The 16,375-nt window shown below is 41.7% G+C and carries 16 protein-coding genes and 3 tRNA genes; 9 read left to right on the top strand and 10 right to left on the bottom strand.

The features are described 5' to 3' along the window. Positions 1 to 376: 376 nt before the first annotated feature. Both G3T18_RS21810 and G3T18_RS21815 read left to right on the top strand, forming a co-directional pair. Complete coding sequence (locus G3T18_RS21810; protein ID WP_224412707.1) at positions 377 to 781, top strand: phosphomannose isomerase type II C-terminal cupin domain; 405 nt, start codon at positions 377 to 379, stop codon at positions 779 to 781. Then, positions 778 to 1,743 carry an ADP-ribosylglycohydrolase family protein gene (locus G3T18_RS21815; RefSeq protein WP_224412708.1) on the top strand — a complete coding sequence of 322 codons (966 nt, stop codon included), beginning with the start codon at positions 778 to 780 and terminating at the stop codon, positions 1,741 to 1,743. Before G3T18_RS21810 ends, G3T18_RS21815 begins: the two co-directional genes overlap by 4 nt. A gap of 33 nt (positions 1,744 to 1,776) precedes the next feature. Here the strand turns inward: G3T18_RS21815 and cutA are convergent, their stop codons facing one another. The 5 genes from cutA to G3T18_RS21840 all read right to left on the bottom strand — a co-directional run bounded on the left by cutA (position 1,777) and on the right by G3T18_RS21840 (position 6,155). Next, positions 1,777 to 2,121 carry a divalent-cation tolerance protein CutA gene (cutA, locus tag G3T18_RS21820; RefSeq protein ID WP_224412709.1) on the bottom strand — a complete coding sequence of 115 codons (345 nt, stop codon included), beginning with the start codon at positions 2,119 to 2,121 and terminating at the stop codon, positions 1,777 to 1,779. A 13-nt stretch (positions 2,122 to 2,134) separates the two neighbouring features. Next, positions 2,135 to 3,010 carry a pentapeptide repeat-containing protein gene (locus tag G3T18_RS21825; RefSeq protein WP_224412710.1) on the bottom strand — a complete coding sequence of 292 codons (876 nt, stop codon included), beginning with the start codon at positions 3,008 to 3,010 and terminating at the stop codon, positions 2,135 to 2,137. A gap of 380 nt (positions 3,011 to 3,390) precedes the next feature. Beyond that, positions 3,391 to 4,293, bottom strand: a complete 903-nt coding sequence (locus G3T18_RS21830; RefSeq protein ID WP_224412711.1) for a helix-turn-helix domain-containing protein — start codon at positions 4,291 to 4,293, stop codon at positions 3,391 to 3,393. Positions 4,294 to 4,299: 6 nt separating this feature from the next. Next, positions 4,300 to 5,331 (bottom strand): hypothetical protein, encoded by a 1,032-nt coding sequence (locus G3T18_RS21835; protein ID WP_224412712.1) that lies wholly within the window; start codon positions 5,329 to 5,331, stop codon positions 4,300 to 4,302. A gap of 161 nt (positions 5,332 to 5,492) precedes the next feature. Continuing rightward, the gene (locus tag G3T18_RS21840; RefSeq protein WP_224412713.1) at positions 5,493 to 6,155 is read right to left on the bottom strand and encodes an Npun_F0813 family protein; all 663 of its coding nucleotides are present in this window, start codon (positions 6,153 to 6,155) and stop codon (positions 5,493 to 5,495) included. 432 nt (positions 6,156 to 6,587) lie between these two features. Between G3T18_RS21840 and G3T18_RS21845 the strand changes: the two genes are divergently transcribed. Beyond that, positions 6,588 to 6,661 (top strand) — tRNA-Arg (locus G3T18_RS21845). A 287-nt stretch (positions 6,662 to 6,948) separates the two neighbouring features. Here G3T18_RS21845 and G3T18_RS21850 read toward each other — a convergent pair. The 3 genes from G3T18_RS21850 to G3T18_RS21860 all read right to left on the bottom strand — a co-directional run bounded on the left by G3T18_RS21850 (position 6,949) and on the right by G3T18_RS21860 (position 8,344). Then, positions 6,949 to 7,020: transfer RNA gene (locus tag G3T18_RS21850), tRNA-Thr, on the bottom strand. A gap of 43 nt (positions 7,021 to 7,063) precedes the next feature. After that, a tRNA-Tyr gene (locus G3T18_RS21855) sits at positions 7,064 to 7,148 on the bottom strand. A gap of 74 nt (positions 7,149 to 7,222) precedes the next feature. Further along, the gene (locus G3T18_RS21860; protein ID WP_224412714.1) at positions 7,223 to 8,344 is read right to left on the bottom strand and encodes a hemolysin family protein; all 1,122 of its coding nucleotides are present in this window, start codon (positions 8,342 to 8,344) and stop codon (positions 7,223 to 7,225) included. Between the two features lie 403 nt (positions 8,345 to 8,747). On the opposite strand from G3T18_RS21860, the gene G3T18_RS21870 reads away from it, so the two are divergent. Then, entirely contained in the window at positions 8,748 to 9,704 is a 957-nt protein-coding gene (locus G3T18_RS21870; RefSeq protein WP_224412715.1) for an SGNH/GDSL hydrolase family protein, read from the top strand. Here the strand turns inward: G3T18_RS21870 and G3T18_RS21875 are convergent. Next, a complete protein-coding gene (locus G3T18_RS21875; protein WP_224412716.1) occupies positions 9,701 to 10,771 on the bottom strand; it encodes a Gfo/Idh/MocA family protein in 1,071 nt (356 codons plus the stop codon). The genes G3T18_RS21870 and G3T18_RS21875 overlap by 4 nt on opposite strands. A 383-nt stretch (positions 10,772 to 11,154) precedes the next feature. Between G3T18_RS21875 and queC the strand changes: the two genes are divergently transcribed. The 5 genes from queC to G3T18_RS21900 all read left to right on the top strand — a co-directional run bounded on the left by queC (position 11,155) and on the right by G3T18_RS21900 (position 16,030). Next, the gene (gene queC, locus G3T18_RS21880; RefSeq protein ID WP_224412717.1) at positions 11,155 to 11,835 is read left to right on the top strand and encodes a 7-cyano-7-deazaguanine synthase QueC; all 681 of its coding nucleotides are present in this window, start codon (positions 11,155 to 11,157) and stop codon (positions 11,833 to 11,835) included. Positions 11,836 to 11,896: 61 nt separating this feature from the next. Next, the gene (locus G3T18_RS21885; RefSeq protein ID WP_224412718.1) at positions 11,897 to 12,421 is read left to right on the top strand and encodes a response regulator; all 525 of its coding nucleotides are present in this window, start codon (positions 11,897 to 11,899) and stop codon (positions 12,419 to 12,421) included. Then, a complete protein-coding gene (locus G3T18_RS21890; protein WP_224412719.1) occupies positions 12,418 to 14,457 on the top strand; it encodes an adenylate/guanylate cyclase domain-containing protein in 2,040 nt (679 codons plus the stop codon). Before G3T18_RS21885 ends, G3T18_RS21890 begins: the two co-directional genes overlap by 4 nt. A gap of 242 nt (positions 14,458 to 14,699) precedes the next feature. Next, complete coding sequence (locus G3T18_RS21895; protein WP_397333985.1) at positions 14,700 to 15,266, top strand: gamma-glutamylcyclotransferase; 567 nt, start codon at positions 14,700 to 14,702, stop codon at positions 15,264 to 15,266. A 332-nt stretch (positions 15,267 to 15,598) separates the two neighbouring features. Continuing rightward, positions 15,599 to 16,030 carry a hypothetical protein gene (locus G3T18_RS21900; RefSeq protein WP_224412721.1) on the top strand — a complete coding sequence of 144 codons (432 nt, stop codon included), beginning with the start codon at positions 15,599 to 15,601 and terminating at the stop codon, positions 16,028 to 16,030. Positions 16,031 to 16,087: 57 nt separating this feature from the next. Here G3T18_RS21900 and G3T18_RS21905 read toward each other — a convergent pair. Then, positions 16,088 to 16,375, bottom strand: a 288-nt coding sequence (locus tag G3T18_RS21905) for a group I truncated hemoglobin (protein ID WP_224412722.1), incomplete at its 5' end; no start/stop codon positions are given.

The following is a 16,375-nucleotide window of genomic DNA, read 5'->3' on the forward strand; positions in this document are numbered from 1 at the left end:
AGCGTTGTAGTTGTAGCTTTAACCGTTCATTCTCTGTTTCTGTGGCTGCTAATTTAGCTTTTAAAGTGTCTATTTCATTCTGTTTACCTCGTAGGTCATTTAATGCAGATTGTAAGCCTTCGAGTTTGCTTTCTTGACCTTGGTAACGTAGGTAAGTTGTTTGGTTCATTGCTACTGTGTGACCTAAGCTGTTAGCGATTGCGAGGTGGTTTAAGCCCGCTTGGTGCATACGGATGTTAGTAGCATGACGTAGTTTGTGAGCAGTGAAAGGTAAGCCTTTGGTACATGGACAAGAAGCGGGAGCCGTTAGCTGAATAAGTTAACATAAATTAGATAAATAAATTGGCGATCGCACTTAGGCACACAGAGGTAACTCATGAGTGAGGAACAAAATAACAATCAGTCTGAAGTTGCTACTCCAGCAGAAAACTTCCCGGTTACTCGCACGCCACCTTGGGGTACTGTTACCGTCCTCGAAGAAGGTTCTCGCTATCGAATTAATCGTATCGAAGTTAAACCGGGACATCACATCAGTACCCAAATGCACTATCATCGCAGCGAACACTGGATTGTGGTTTCAGGGACGGCGAAGGTAATTTGTGATGGTAAGGAAACTTTGCTCACGCCGAAACAATCTACTTACGTTCCCATGAATACCCGTCATCGTGTCGAAAATCCTGGTGTCATTCCTTTGGTAATGATTGAAGTGCAGAATGGCGAATTTCTTGGCGATGAGGATATTCACCGTTTAACTGAAGAAGAGACTCAAACCGCTCAATGACACTAACTACTTCTCAGCTACTATCAGGATTAATGGGAGTTTGTGTTGGTGATGCTTTGGGCGTTTCAGTCGAATTTACTCCTCGCAGAATACTCCTGGAAAATCCTGTCATCGAAATGCAAGGCTTTGGAACTTACAATCAACCGCCTGGTACTTGGTCTGATGATAGTTCTCTCACCTTTTGTTTAGCTGAAGCTATGTGCGAGGGTGTATCGCCCACGACAGAATTATTAGCGAGAACTGGCGATAATTTTTGTCGCTGGTATGAGTCAGGTTTTTGGACTCCCCACGGTGTAGTTTTCGATATTGGTAATGCTACGGCTAGGGCAATTCGACGACTGCAAGCTGGTGTTTCTCCTACTGAAGCTGGGGGGACTGATGAAACAAGTAATGGCAATGGTTCGTTAATGCGGATTTTACCTGTTGCTTTTGCTTATGATTTGCTGGATTTTCCTCAGTTAATTGAGTTAGCGCATCAAATTTCTTGTTTGACTCACGCTCATCCGCGATCGCAAATTGGTTGTAGTATCTATATCAGTATCGCTGTTTGTCTCTTACAAGGTAAGCAACCTCATTCAGCTTATCTTGAAGCCATTCAACAAGTAGTACCAATTTACGCTCAACCACCCTACGCCTCGGAAAAACACCACTTCCAACGAGTTTTAGCTGGTAATATCGCCACTTTATCTCTTGCTGAAATTCGCTCTTCTGGCTATGTTGTTGATAGCTTAGAAGCGGCTTTATGGTGTTTCCTCAATAGCACTTCTTATTCTGAAGCTGTCTTGAAAGCAGTTAATTTAGGCGAAGATACAGATACTACTGCGGCGATTACTGGCGGTTTGGCAGGAATTTACTACGGTAGAGAAAATATTCCTTCTGACTGGAGCCAACAAATTGCTCGTCAAGATGAGATTATTGACTTAGCCTCTCGCTTACAAACTGCTCTTACTGTTTCTTGCTAGTAAATTTTCTGTGTACCTAAAAAATATCTCTATCTAAATTTCCAAGACATTTTCTCCAATCCATTGTAAGTATGATTGAGAACCTGCAATAAGAGGTAAAGCAATAATTTCTGGCACTTCATAAGAATGCAATTCTTTAATTTTTGCTTCTAACACCGGAAATAGAGCTAAATCACTCTTAATAATTAATTGCCACTCTTCCTCAGAATTCACTTTACCTTGCCAGGTATAAATAGAATTAACTGCTGTCAAACTAACACAAGCAGCTAATTTCGCCTCAACTAAAGCCGAAGCGATATTTTCCGCCTCCTTTTTTGTCGAAGCAGTTACTAACACCACACCATAACGCCGAGAAGTTGAAGACATTGATTGTTGCATTAACAAACCCTAACTAAACCGCAAATTGAGCTTGGAAATTTCCTGAGTGGCGCAAATGCTCATTTGATGGCTCTAAAAGAGTCCCAGCAACTTCAGCATCCTCAAAAATAGCACCACTCAATTCTGCTTCATTCAGATTAGCATCGCGCAAATCTGTTCTTCTCAAAATTGCTCCAGTTAAATTTGCCTCTTCTAAACTCGCTCCTGCTAAGTTAGCTCCTGTTAACTCTGCACCGCGTAAATTAACTCCCCGCAGACGTGCTTTCTGAAGATTAGCCGAATTTAAATTTGCACCTTCTAATGTAGCACCACCCAATCTCGACTCAGAAAGATTCACACCTTCTAAATCAACACCACTTAAATCTACATCCTTTAAAAATGACTTACTTAAATTAACCCCATTTAAACAAGCCCCATACAATTTTGCACCACTTAATCTTGCTTCATACAAATTAGCCCAACTTAAATTAACACCACTAAGATTTGCCTCGCGGAAATTAATTTTATGTAAATTTGCCCCGCATAGATTTGCTCCCCATAAATTTGCTCCTCTCAAGTTAGAGTGAGACAAATTTGCACCGCTTAATTTAGCTCGTGGCAGCTTCGATTTTACCATAAAAGCGCCACTCAGATTAGCTTTTGTCAATTCTGTTTCTACTAACTTAGTGTCACTAAGTTTAGCAAAATTCAAATTTGCCCAGTTAAGATTAGCACCACTTAAATCTGACTTAGTTAAGAAAGCGCGACTGAAATCAGCCCCCATCAGGTTAGCACCTGTAAGATTAACTTCAATCAACATTACACCTCTCAAGTCAGCCCCACTGAGATCTACTCCAGTGAAGTTTCTTATTCCTTGTTCATAAAGTCTACGCAATTGGCTAACTTTCATCCTGAAAAAACTCCTCTAGTTGGTTGTCAAAATGTTTTTTAAACCAACCTTGATTTAATCGGTAAAGTTAAAAAAGCAAAAATTTTATTTATTTTTAATAATAGCAAAAGCGATCGCACTTCTTTTATTTCTATTTTACCCACCCCATCTCGCTGAGGTGAAGATTATTAACAATCGTCACTAAATTTGTTGTAAATTTTTTTATCAAAAACATCTCCATTTAACGGATCTACTCAAATAACTTGATATAATTTCCGTGAGAATACGGTTGTCAAAAACCGTCCCCTAGGAGATGCCAGATCAGAAAGTCGCAGTTAGCATTAAACACCACGCACGCTAACTGCGAACTACGCCGATTCCGACCAAAATTATTGGTTTTCCTAGGTGCGAACAGGCGAAAGAGAGTAAACTTGACCGTCAATCAACAATCTCGTGATTCCCTTCGCTTGCAAATAGGAACTAACCTTTTTCAGCATTTTCCCGTCAGGAACCTTAATTACCCGCTCTCGGCGACTAGAAAAGCGTCGTGCAACGCGATGATTATCAAAAACAGGTAGCGTTGTCTGCTGAATTTCTTCCGGAGGAATCTTACCGAGGTCGGCAAAATCCTTTAAAGGTCGAGTAATTAACTCAGCCGCCCGATCTACTACCACATAACAAGTTCGAGGAAAACTTGCTTCCGATAAAGGGAGGACGCTGATCCCGCCAGTATAATAGCGAGGGCGAGGTTCTGGTTCGTAATCTTCGGTATCTTCTTCATCCTCCCAATCATCCTCATCATCGTATTCATCATCATCATCAGCAAGGTCTTCCCCAAGCATTTCTTCAAGAGCTTTAACCTCACAGAGATGACTTTGCCGATCTTGGGAGCGATCGCCATTTTCCTCGAAATACTCTGGTTCTAGTTCCTCCTCTGGTTCCTCAACAATAGTCCTCCTGATTTGCGGTGGCGAAACTGACGAGCGAAGTTTGGGTTTGGGACTAACCTCAGTCTCAAACTCTTTTACTTCTTTTTCTTCTTCAGCCTCGCTATCAGCAACCACTGGCTCCTCATAGACTTTTTGTATCGCCAGTTGCATCCTTCCTGTCGGCGTTCGCGCAAGGCGTTTTTGCTGAATTAGATCCTCGTACTCTTCATCAGTCAAATGACTTTTGAGGAAACGACTAATCGTCGAACTACTAACGCTGTAACGATCTGCCAGAGTCGATGTCGTCTCTGGCGTGTTGCGATACAGCGTGATAATTTCTTTTTTGTCAGATTCAGTTAGTTTTTTCGGACACATTCTCTTTTATCTTGCTCGTCTGCGCCCAGCACGGCGAGAACGGTTTGAGACATCAAATTCTAGAGCAGCACCAATAGCAAATAATAAGCCACTAAAAACGTAAAAAACTTCTAGGACACCACCACTTTCATATTCTGTTGGTAGTGTTTCCACGTATTTAAACCACATATCCGCTATATATAGCGAAAGAGTAGCACCAGCAATCATTTGCCAAGACTGAGCCAAACGTCCTCCCCAAAAAGCCAGCAAAACAGCAGCAGCAACAATGATAAAAATTACGTCGCCAAAGATGTAAGAAAAATTGACTGGTTGAGAAAAACGACTCAGAAAATCGTCAGTTTCTTCAATCCAAGCAGGAATTTGCCTGGAGTTTGCTGCTTCTGAAGTTGGAGTTAAAGCATCTCCTTCAGATAATTCTAGCTTTTCTGTACCAGGAATTATGGTTGAGGGATTTGGTGGTGCTAATTGCTCAGTTGTTGGTGCAGAAGCGATCGCCACTTCTGCGGGGATTTCTTCCGCATTTGCTGGGATAAAAATCGTAATCCACACTGCTAACCCCATTCCCACGGTCGCCACTGTTCCCACAGTTAGCAAATGCCATAATTCTAAGTTTAATCGTCTCGGCAGCACTGCTAATACCAGCGCCGTCGTCACGAAAACATAAAATCCTATGTAAAAAACGTCAGCCGGAGAAACATCCGGATCGAGTCCCCAATAAAGTTCCCACCAACCAAAGAGAAAATTAGCAATTAAATAACAAAAGGTTCCCAGCCCGACAAAAAGCCACACCAATTGTCCGCTCGGAATTTGAGGATTGCGCCAATTTCTATAGCACAACAACGCTGCGGCTAAAAAAGGTAAACTCTCATCGACATACGTGCCGAGCAAGTACCAAAAAGAGCGTTGTTGTTCTAAAAGGAAAAAATTATAGACAATATAAAACACCAGTGACAGCACTCCCCAAGCAATACCTACATAGAGGATATTTTTACCGTTGAGAAGCTGTTGCTGACTTGAGGGATTTTCAGAACTGCTCATAAGAGATACTCTCTGCTATTACTTGCTACGTTCAAAAATTATTCACTTACTATCTAAGAGTAAATTTTTTAATCGTCTTGCTTGTTACCTCCAATTAATGCAAGCTTCCTGTTTGTAGTCTACCCTCTTCTGGGTCACTCTTTTCTCCCTGAAATCCAATCTTATCGCCAAAGTTTACCCAAAGGCGTTTGATTAACCCACTCACGGAACTGTTTTTGTTCCGCAGGTTGCATATCTTGTAATATTTCTTCAATTCCTTCAGCAAAATTATCGTTACCGAAATATTCCTTACCCAAGCGATAAAGTTCTTGCAACAAAGTAATCAGATGATGTTCTTCCCAAGGGGGAATGTTCAAACTAGAGAGGGGATCGGCTGTGAGTAGTTCGCTAACTGCTTGTGGGCTATCAGCCATCGGAAAGTTCCATACTTGAAAGACTTTTGTAATATCTTTCTCGAACAATTTCGCTTGACGATTACCCAACAAATCTTCGACATCGAAATAAACCGTTTGCAGCAGGAGAAGACAAGCTTGAGTCACTGGCACAATTTTAAAATCTGCACCACCTGCTTCTTCTCCTAACTTATCCAGATTAACTCTTCCCCAGATGCTATAGCGGTCTGTTTCTTCGAGTAGGACGCAGAATTTACCTTGATTGTCCGTCAAATCTCGCCAAAAAGCACGAGCTTCTTCAGCGCGATCGGCAGCAAAGACGCTTATCAAGCGAAATGTTTGCCCCTGATAATTGAGAATGGGGATTTGCCGATCTCGCTTGGGATGCTTGATACTGGTTATTTCAACGTCCTGCCTTTTGAGAATAAACATGAATTTAGGTAGATCTCTCCTGAGAGGGTTGAAGGGGCAGGGAGTGGCGGCTGTTAATTATTTCAACACTATTTGGGAGTAGTATTTCTCGCCGTGTTGGTAGCAGCCTACCTTCGCAGCTTGCGCCTTTGTTATACCCTATCTGAATCTTAGCCACCAGTGATGGTTGTTGTATAGTTTACCGCGAGAATTCCAGCCCTTGCTCGCTACTTCCTGGATTATTAGATTTTAGGATCGAGTATTTTGGTTCAACTGATGATGAAAGCTTCGGCACCGCTAATTTATCCCTGGCTAAATTTCTTTATTCTCAACTTCCCTGACTGATTCTGCTGTTGTCTACTTGACTCAATCTTGTTTCCTGGCTCTTTGAGTTACAAATCTACTCTCTCGCTCTGCTACAATGCTACAAGAGTCTATCTCGATTTTGACTTTGGGTGCGTAACTCAGGTGGATAGAGTAGCGGACTTCTAATCCGTTTGTCGCAGGTTCGAGTCCTGCCGCACCCGTAACCTCCCAAAACCCCAAATTTCGTGAAACTTAATTCTGTCTTAGTTTATAAGACTTTTCTTAAATCTGATTGGTTTACCAGAATTTGACATATTTAACTACCTTTTATGGTAAAAATGTACTTATTGATCCAGGAATTTAGGCTCGATAGCGTACCGAAGGTAACGCTTGACAGACAACATATTACAACCCTACGATAATATTTAATTTGTCAAGACGACACTAATCTGACAACGATGACAAATAATGTGTCAATCGACAAAATTACCTAATTTTACCTAAATTAAGCCCGTGACGAGGATTGAACTCGTGACCTCACCCTTACCAAGGGTGTGCTCTACCACTGAGCTACACGGGCAATTTGCTTTCGCTTTTAGATTCCAGCAGAAAGACTCAAATTGTGGTGGGCCGAGCTGGATTTGAACCAGCGTAGGCATAGCCGACGGATTTACAGTCCGTTCCCATTAACCACTCGGGCATCGACCCTTTTGTTCCACGATTACCTATCTTAGCACAAGTTTTGTGAAAAAGGGAAGGTGGAAAAAATTTTTTTTTGGGGCTTAGGTAGTTTCGCGAGGGGTGCGAGAGAGGTTGAAGCTGGTGCGAGGAAAGTCGCTTTCGTCGTAGATTTCGCCGACGAGTTCTTCTAAGATATCTTCGAGAGTGACTAAACCGACTGTACCGCCGTATTCGTCAACTACGATCGCTAAATGAATTCGTTGTTGTAACATTTCTTTGAGCAAATTGGAGACGCGCTTGGTTTCGGGAATGTAAACTGGAGGGTCGATCGCGGAAGTAAGGGGTGCAGTAGCACGAGTTTCTTTTGGTAATGCTCGTAGTTGCTGAAGTGCGCGTTTAAGGTGGATCATACCGACAATTTGGTCTTTTGACTCTTCTTGTACTGGGATGCGGGAATAACCTGTTTCTAAGCACAAATTCACCAAATCCTGCAAACTAGCATCGCGGGAGATAGTACGCATTTCGATGCGAGGCTTAACTACATCTTTAGCCATCAGGCGATCGAGCATTAAAGCTCTATTCAACAATTGATGTTTATACAAATCCAGTTTGCCTTTACCGCCCAAAATTTCAATCATTAGCTGCAAATCGCTGACAGACTCTCCTTGTTGGGTAATTTTTCCTTGTCTTCCTTGAAACAAATGAATCGCTTTCTGGGTGATAGTTTCCAACAGATAAATAATTCCCAACCAAGAGAGAAATCGCGAAAGCCAATAAATCGGGCGCACTGCTAATCTAAATGCAGGCAAAAGATTGATAATTGCTAAAGATTTGGGGGTTATTTCGCCAAAAATTAGTACCAAAATCGTTATGATGGCAGTAGCAACACCGAGTCCGGCATTACCTAACCAAACGGCGAATAAGTTACTGGTGAGAATGGCGGCAAAATTGTTGATTAAGTTATTACCGACGAGTAAGGTAGTAATGAAGCGAGTGCGGTTTGCTAAGACTAAGCGAAAAATCCCTTCAGGATCTCCTTCGCGCTTAATCAGTCCCCGTAATTTTAAGTCATCAAAAGCAGTAATTGCTGTTTCTGAGCCAGAAAAAAAGGCAGAAAGAAACAGCAAGACGATTAAAACTACTATATCTAACCATGCTTCTCCGAGCAGAGGACGGGCTTCGGAGACGGCAAGTAGTTGGTAATTTACGGGCAGTAAAATCACAATTGGGTAGTTAAAACCCCACGGCTAGGGTGTGAGAGCATGAATATCCTTTTTAGTGTACGACGTAGGCTACTTGCAGCGCCCACCAAATCAGAATCGCGATACTGCCTAAAACTAAAACTGCTGAGACGGCGACGACGACAGGTTTGTCAGCGTCTTTAAATTTCATTATTCCTCGATTTAAGTCTGACATGGTGGTTGAATTTACTCCTGGATTAATCGATAGGGTGCAACAAAAAGTGATTCTAGGTCTAGATTAGCGAGCAAAGGCGAATGCGTCCATAATTTTTGGTCAAGTAAAAACGAGCTTGCTTTTGCAAAACTATTTACACTTACATGGGCAATCTATAGAGAAACAAGTTCTCTAGGGTAGGTTGGGAGAGATTGACGTGAATTAGACAAGATGAGGAGAAATTTGGTGCAGGTGTTACTAATTGTTTTGGTTGTGGTTTTGGTTGGGTTGCTGTTGGTAGAGTTAGTTTTGCGCTTTTGGTTTGGTTTTGGCAATCCTTTGGTTTATGTGGCTGATGAGGAAATTGGTTATTTGTTAGCGCCGAATCAAAGGGTGCGGCGGATGGGCAATCGGATTAGAATTAATGAGTATTCGATGCGATCGCCGAGTTTTGCTTCACCACGACTGACTGAAACGCTACGAATACTGATGTTGGGAGATTCGGTGGCTAATGGCGGTTGGTGGACCGATGAAGCCCAGACGATTTCGCAATTGTTGCGAGGTGAGTTAGTAAAGGAAAATTTTGCTGCTGTGGAAGTTTTGAATGCTTCGGCGAATTCCTGGGGACCGCGCAATGAGTTAGCTTATTTGCGCCGCTACGGGACGTTTTCTAGTCAAGCGGTGGTAATTTTAATTAACACTGACGATTTGTTTGCTGTCGCGCCAAATTCTGTAGCTGTAGGGCAGAATCGCAATTACCCCGATCGCCAACCTTTAACTGGTATTGGTGAATTATATACCAGATTATTTGTGCCAGCGCCACCAGTACCGGGAATGAAAGAAATTAATGCCGAAAAAGGCGATCGCGTGGGATTCAATTTAGAGGCGATCGCGCAAATGAAATTTATTGCCGATCAAAATAACGCTCAATTAATTTTGGCAATGACACCCTTAATTAGGGAAATTGGCGAACCTGGAGCGCGCGATTACGAACTCCAAGCCCGCCAACGGCTCGAAAACTTTACTCAGACCAAAAAAATCATTTACATTGATTTCCTACCTTTATTTAAAGAATTAGAGCGACCTGAGAGCTTATATCGGGACCATATTCACCTCAGCCCTCAAGGCAATCAACTAGTTAGCGAAACTCTCAGTCAAACGCTGCCAAAGTTATTAACTGAAAGTTAAAACACCGTCATCGTTGGCGATCGCTGAATTTCGTTTTTTTTCTCCGACTGCTGCCAGATCTGACCATCGAGTGCCATTTGCTCGATTAAACTTGCCAAACGGAGTGCTTTGAGTGCTTGTTCGCCGCCCACCGAAGGCTGATTGCCACCGCGAACGCAGTTAACAAAATGCTCGATTTCTGCGTGCAATGGTTCGATGTTACTCGTGTAGACTTTTTCGATTAAGCCATCTTGACGATAAAGAACCTGACCGTAATCAGTCAGGCAATTGGCAGTCGTTTGGCGGTGAATGAGAATTTCATTATTGAGAAAATCTGCTTCTGTGAGAGAGTTTTTACAGTGAGCTGCAATGCGACGAATTTTTCGATGCGTTACTTTACTCGCTGTCACAGTAGCTACAATGCCATTGGCAAAGCCCAAAGTCGCCGTAACGTAATCAAGATAACCAGAATTAGCAGCACGAGAACCACTAGCTGTTAATTTCAGAACGGGTGCGGGAACCAGTTCTAAAATTAAATCAATGTCGTGGATCATCAAATCCAACACTACCGAAACATCATTTGCCCGATTTGAGTAAGGACTCATGCGGTGTGCTTCGAGAGCTAGTAATTCCTCGGTTTGTAAGACTTTGCTCAACTCCCCAAAGGCGGGATTAAAGCGTTCGATGTGTCCTACCTGAAGAATACAGTTAGATTCGGCTGCGGCATTAACTAAAGATTCAGCCTCCGAAATACTAGCCGCAATTGGTTTTTCGACCAAGACGTGAACGCCAGCTTGCAGACAATCCATCCCGACTTGATGATGCAAGCGGGTTGGTACGGCGATGCAGACAGCATCGACGTAGGGCAACAGATCGAGATAATTTTCAAAGAAACGAACTCGATACTTGCTCGCCGTGTCTAATCCACGCTCAACATTTATATCCGCCACGCCAATAAATTCAATATCCTTAAGTAAACTGAGAACGCGGGCGTGATGCTGTCCCATGTTACCAACCCCAACTACCCCGATCCGGAGCGGCTGCGGCTGGACTCGCTGTATTTTGAGGTTTTGCTGTCCCTCGGACATTCTATTTCGCACTCCTCCTATCCGATCCACCACACTTTTGTCAGTCGCTAACCGACTGAACCTGCTTGAACCACCCAGATAGTACCACAGCGAATTTAATCGTGAAGAATTTCAAAGATTTGTTCGATTTTCTAAATTACGCTACGCCTGAGACTGGCTCGTTTCTGTTTACATTGTGGGCTTGTTGGTATTTCTGGGGTAAGAGAATGTGTCAGTTTAGGAGCCGTCCATTTTTCATTATCGCTTATAATTTGACAAATTTATAAATTTATGGTAAAGAAATTATTTCTTGACGATCTTCAGCAAGCAAGTAAATAGCTTAACTGAAAGACAAAAATTGGGTAAATCTTGATTGCCAATCTAATTATAGGGAGATATATATTATGAAAGCAGTTGTTTTATTGTCTGGAGGACTTGATTCTTCGACTGTTTTATACCAAGCGCGAGCCGAAGGATGTGACTGTTATAGTATCAGTTTTGACTATCAGCAGCGACATCAGCGAGAATTAACAGCCGCCGCCGCGATCGCCAGCGCCGCCAGGGTGAAACAACATCAGGTAGTTAACTTCGATCTGCGTACCTGGGGAGGTTCGGCACTCACCGATGCACAAATTGATTTACCTAGCGATCGCACTTTAGCAGAAATGTCGCAAAATATCCCTATAACCTACGTTCCTGCTCGCAATACGATCTTTCTAAGCTTTGGTTTAGCTTACGCAGAAGCAATTGGTGCAGAACGAGTTTATTTAGGAGTAAATGCTTTAGACTATTCCGGTTATCCTGACTGTCGTCCTGATTACATTCAGGCGATGCAAGAAGTGTTTCGCTTGGGTACGAAAAAAGGTCGCGAAGGACAAGAAATTAAAATTGTCGCGCCACTAATTGAGATGAAAAAAACCGAAATTATTCAATTAGGTAATCAACTCGGCGTACCTTGGGAATTAACTTGGTCTTGTTATGCTGGCGAGGAAGTAGCTTGTGGTGTTTGCGACTCCTGTCGCTTGCGCTTAGCTGCTTTTGCTGATTTAGGTTTATCCGATCCCCTATCTTACTCTAGCAAATAAGCAAATATTTTTTCTTTTTCCTTTTGTTTGAATTTTAGATTTAAACTTTTTAATTAACAGCATGAATAGTTGGAAAACAAATTCATTTTTTACTGCAATTTACGACATTTTAATTGTTGACGATCAGCCTGAAAATCTCAGACTTTTATCTAGTATCCTTAGCGAGCAAGGTTATAAAGTTCGTCGCGTGATTAATGGTAATTTGGCTCTAAACGCCGCTCAATTAGAACCTCCAGATTTAATTTTACTTGATATTACTATGCCAGAAATTAATGGTTATGAGGTTTGTGAAAAACTCAAACAAAAACCGGAAACCAAAGAAATTCCCGTAATTTTCCTGAGTGCTAAAGACGATCTTTTTGATAAAGTTCTCGCTTTTGAAGTTGGCGGTGCAGATTATATTACCAAACCATTTTACGTCCAAGAAGTAATACTCCGTGTGAGAAATCAGTTGATTCTCCATCAACAGCAAAAGCAACTAATAGAAGAAATCCGCGCTCGCCAAGAAGCAGAATCGGCTCTTAAAAAAGCCGAATTAGAAATTACACGCCTAACTGAAAAACTAGAAAACAGTCATCAAAAATGAACGATGTAAACTCGCAGCAACTTGCTCGGAACAACAATCAACAGAACCAAGGAAACATTTTAATCGTTGATGATGTGCCAGATAACTTGCGAGTTTTGTCTCATTTACTTCAGTCGCAAGGTTATAAGGTTCGTCCGGTTATCAATGGTGCAATGGCGATCGCCGCAGCTAAAACTATCAAACCAGATTTAATTTTGCTAGATATTAATATGCCGCAGATGAATGGCTTTCAGGTTTGCGAAAAGTTAAAAGCCAGTGAAACAACTGCTGATATCCCAGTTATTTTTTTAAGTGCATTACATGAAATTGCTGATAAAATAAAAGCTTTTGAAGTAGGAGGAGCAGATTATATTACTAAACCATTTAATATTCAAGAAGTGTTAGTTAGGATTCAAAATCAGCTTGCTCAACAACAACTACGTCAGCAACTAAATGAACAGAATTTACGCTTACAAGCGGAAATTAAAGAACGACAAAAGACTGAAGAAGAAATTCGCCTTTTACTATCGACAACTCAAGCGATTAATGAGTCAATTGACTTTCAATCGGCTTTACAAGTTACCCTGACTCAAGTTTGTGAAACAATTGGCTGGGATTTCGGCGAAGCTTGGATTCCTAACCAGGATAATACTGTTCTCGAATACAGTCAGGGAGGATATGCTAAAAATCCTAATTTGGAAGAATTTCGACGTAAAAGCCAACGCTTTACTTATGCACCAGATATGGGTTTACCTGGACGAATTTGGTCATCTCAGCAATTTGAGTGGCGAGAAGATGTTTCTGTGGAATCGCGCCGGAATTTTACTCGCAGTCAATTGGCTGCTGAAGTAGGATTAAAAGCTTGTTTTGGCGTTCCTTTATTGGTTAATAATCAAGTTTTAGCTGTCTTAGTTTTTTTGAAGTCAGAATCTTATCTTTTAGATTCCCGTTTGGTAGAATTAGTTTTTGCTCTTGCTACTCAACTTGGTTCGCTAATTCAGCGCAAGCAAGCATTGGAGGCACTACGTTTGGCGGAACAGCGATATCATAGTATTGTGGAAAACGCGATCGATGGTATTTTTCAAACTACGCCTCAAGGACGTTATCTTAGTGCTAATCCTGCTTTGGCAAAGATTTACGGTTATGATTCGCCGGAAGAAATGATTGCAACGTTAAAAAATCTTCATCATCAACTTTATGTTGACCCAAACCGTCGTCAGGAATTTATTGCGGCGATGGCAAAAGATAATGCTGTATCGGCATTTGAGTCGATGGTTTATCGTAAGGATGGCAGTAAGATTTGGATTAGTGAAAATGCTCGTGCAGTGCGGGATTCGACGGGGAAGTTGCTTTATTATGAAGGTACTGTTTCGGATATTACTAAACGCAAATTAGCCGAACAAGAGTTGCAACTTCAACAACAAAAAACTGAAGAATTGTTACTAAATATTCTACCTCAGCCGATCGCTGAACGCTTGCGGAATGAGCAAAATACGATCGCTGATAGTTTTGAGGCGGTGACGGTTTTGTTTGCGGATTTGGTCGGTTTTACGGAGTTTTCTGCTTCTACTTCTTCGACGGAGTTGGTGGAAATTCTGAATGTGATTTTTAGCGAGTTTGATGGACTTGCTAAGGAGTACGGTTTAGAAAAAATTAAAACTCTTGGCGATGCTTATATGGCTGTCGCGGGTTTGCCGACACCGATTGGATCTCGTGCGGCTGCTGTTGCGGCGGCAGAAATGGCATTAGCTATGCTGAAAGCTATTATTCAGTTTAATCTCGAAACTGGATACAATTTTGATTTGAGAATTGGGCTTAATTCTGGTTCGGTAATCGCAGGTGTGATTGGAGTGAGTAAATTTGCTTACGACCTTTGGGGCGATACGGTTAATGTGGCAAGTCGGATGGAGTCTTCAGGAGTCGCGGGTAAAATACAAGTTACTGCTGCTACTTATGAACTTTTACAGGATCGATATTTGTTTGAAGAACGTGGCGCGATCGCTGTTAAGGGTAAGGGTCAAATGACTACTTTTTGGTTGACTGGAAAGGTTGATTAACAGTTAGCAGTTAGCAGTTAGCAGTTACCAGTTAGCAGTTACCAGTGAACAGTTAGCAGTGAACAGTTAGCAGTTTTTCCAACGATTCCCCCAAGTCTCCCGTGTCTCCCCCCTCCCCCAAGTCTTCCCAGTCCCCAGTCACCAGTCCCCAATCCCCAATTCCCAGTCCGCAATCTCCAATCTACGGTTTATCGGTAGGAATATGATAGATTATGTAAAAAGAGTGAGGATAATCGCCAGTCATGAGCTTAACAAATGGACGCATAGAAATTGGATCGAATGGGAAAATAATCGAGGTAAAGGAACCAATGTTTTATTATTTTGCCTATGGAAGTTGTATGTGTCCGGTAGATTTGAAGCGATCGCTGGGGGAAAATACTCATGATTATGTCATTGGTGTAGCTACGCTCAAAAACTATCGTTTAGGATTTTACCGTCGTTCCCTACGTCGTAACTGTGGCGTACTTGACATTGTGAGCGATCCAACCTCCTCAGTTAATGGTGTATTGTATCAGTTACCTTGGCGATTAAGCGATCGCCTTGACGAAAGAGAAGAAGTTCCCCGCAATGGTTATCAACGGGAAAATATCGATGTCGAATGTGGATCTCGCTTTTACCAAAATGTCCGCACTTATGTGGTAGTTGATAAATTAACTGAAGAAATTGCTCCCAACGATTGGTATTTTACCGTAGTGCTTCGCGGTGCAGTTACTTGTGGACTACCAGAAGAATATTGCTGGAATCTCTTTAATCGGATGCACCAGTTACAATTGCGTCATCAACAAGTAACTACTCTGAAAACTGCATAATTCGACAGTAACAGCTAAAAAAATTTGACTCTAGGATGTGTCTGAGGACGCATCCTGAAATTTTTGCGCTCGTTATTGGGGAACTTTTACTGCTTATTTTGCGTCAGCTTAACCGAGTTTCTGAAATCAAATCTTCAAGCGCAAGCTTCGTAAATTATTACTGTGGCGACAATTGTTAAATTAAAAGTAGAATAGTTAAGGCTAGAGTCTCAAAATTAGTCGTAATTAACAATTTGAGCGCCAAAACTGTCTCTATTATCCTGAGTCAAAACTTAGTTAGAGAGAAACTAAAATCTTTCTAGGAGTTTCAATAGCTACTAAAAAACACAATTATGTTCAAAAAATTTGCTTCAATTATTTTAGGCTCATCTGCTTGCTTGTTATTTGCTTTACCAGGACAAGCTCAAAGCTTTTTACAATATGCAGATACATATTGGCTAGTCAAAAATAGCTTACTTGCTGCGAGAGGAGAACAACTGGAAGATAGAGCTACTAGTAGAAATTGGGCGTTACAACAAAATGAAGATACTGTTAAAAGAGAAACTAGAAGATTATTGCGAGAAAGTCGCGAAGCAATGATTTCGGTTCCGCTCGATCGAGCTTGCTACAGCTACGCTTATTTAAAAAATGCACGTTTAAACCTGTTAGAAAATAGAGTCGATTATCTTAATACACACATCATTGGATGTCGTAATTTTGGTTTGAGAAATTTCATGGATATAGTTGATACTGAATACCAACAAATTTATCGGGAATTAGATTAAATTTTTAACTAAAAACGGGGAATATATGTTATGCTATCCCCGTCTGGTACCAATTATTTATTTATACAAAACTGCATCCTTCAAAGTTGAGACACGAGCAAGTATAGTATCAATATCTTCTTGGGGGACGTGGTGTGCAGTTAAAGCTTCACCGAGATGCTTGGCGATCGCGTTAAAATGTTCTGGTTGTAGATTCAAACCTGCGTGGGCTTTTTCCATCGATTTACCTCTATACTGCGGTCCACCAAGGGCGTATGATATAAATGCTGTTTGGTGACGGCGCTGCTTTTCCATGTCAGTATGAGCGAAAAAGTGATTTACGGTGTCGTCAGCCATGACTAGCTT

Source organism: Oscillatoria salina IIICB1 (genome assembly GCF_020144665.1).
Taxonomy (GTDB): domain Bacteria; phylum Cyanobacteriota; class Cyanobacteriia; order Cyanobacteriales; family SIO1D9; genus IIICB1.

What these genes read in the sequence shown, in the direction of transcription:
- G3T18_RS21810 (WP_224412707.1), top strand. Translation starts at nt 377, where the DNA reads ATGAGTGAGGAACAAAATAACAATCAGTCTGAAGTTGCTACTCCAGCA.
- G3T18_RS21815 (WP_224412708.1), top strand. Translation starts at nt 778, where the DNA reads ATGACACTAACTACTTCTCAGCTACTATCAGGATTAATGGGAGTTTGT.
- cutA (WP_224412709.1), bottom strand. Translation starts at nt 2,121, where the DNA reads ATGCAACAATCAATGTCTTCAACTTCTCGGCGTTATGGTGTGGTGTTA.
- G3T18_RS21825 (WP_224412710.1), bottom strand. Translation starts at nt 3,010, where the DNA reads ATGAAAGTTAGCCAATTGCGTAGACTTTATGAACAAGGAATAAGAAAC.
- G3T18_RS21830 (WP_224412711.1), bottom strand. Translation starts at nt 4,293, where the DNA reads ATGTGTCCGAAAAAACTAACTGAATCTGACAAAAAAGAAATTATCACG.
- G3T18_RS21835 (WP_224412712.1), bottom strand. Translation starts at nt 5,331, where the DNA reads ATGAGCAGTTCTGAAAATCCCTCAAGTCAGCAACAGCTTCTCAACGGT.
- G3T18_RS21840 (WP_224412713.1), bottom strand. Translation starts at nt 6,155, where the DNA reads ATGTTTATTCTCAAAAGGCAGGACGTTGAAATAACCAGTATCAAGCAT.
- G3T18_RS21870 (WP_224412715.1), top strand. Translation starts at nt 8,748, where the DNA reads ATGAGGAGAAATTTGGTGCAGGTGTTACTAATTGTTTTGGTTGTGGTT.
- G3T18_RS21875 (WP_224412716.1), bottom strand. Translation starts at nt 10,771, where the DNA reads ATGTCCGAGGGACAGCAAAACCTCAAAATACAGCGAGTCCAGCCGCAG.
- queC (WP_224412717.1), top strand. Translation starts at nt 11,155, where the DNA reads ATGAAAGCAGTTGTTTTATTGTCTGGAGGACTTGATTCTTCGACTGTT.
- G3T18_RS21885 (WP_224412718.1), top strand. Translation starts at nt 11,897, where the DNA reads ATGAATAGTTGGAAAACAAATTCATTTTTTACTGCAATTTACGACATT.
- G3T18_RS21890 (WP_224412719.1), top strand. Translation starts at nt 12,418, where the DNA reads ATGAACGATGTAAACTCGCAGCAACTTGCTCGGAACAACAATCAACAG.
- G3T18_RS21895 (WP_397333985.1), top strand. Translation starts at nt 14,700, where the DNA reads ATGAGCTTAACAAATGGACGCATAGAAATTGGATCGAATGGGAAAATA.
- G3T18_RS21900 (WP_224412721.1), top strand. Translation starts at nt 15,599, where the DNA reads ATGTTCAAAAAATTTGCTTCAATTATTTTAGGCTCATCTGCTTGCTTG.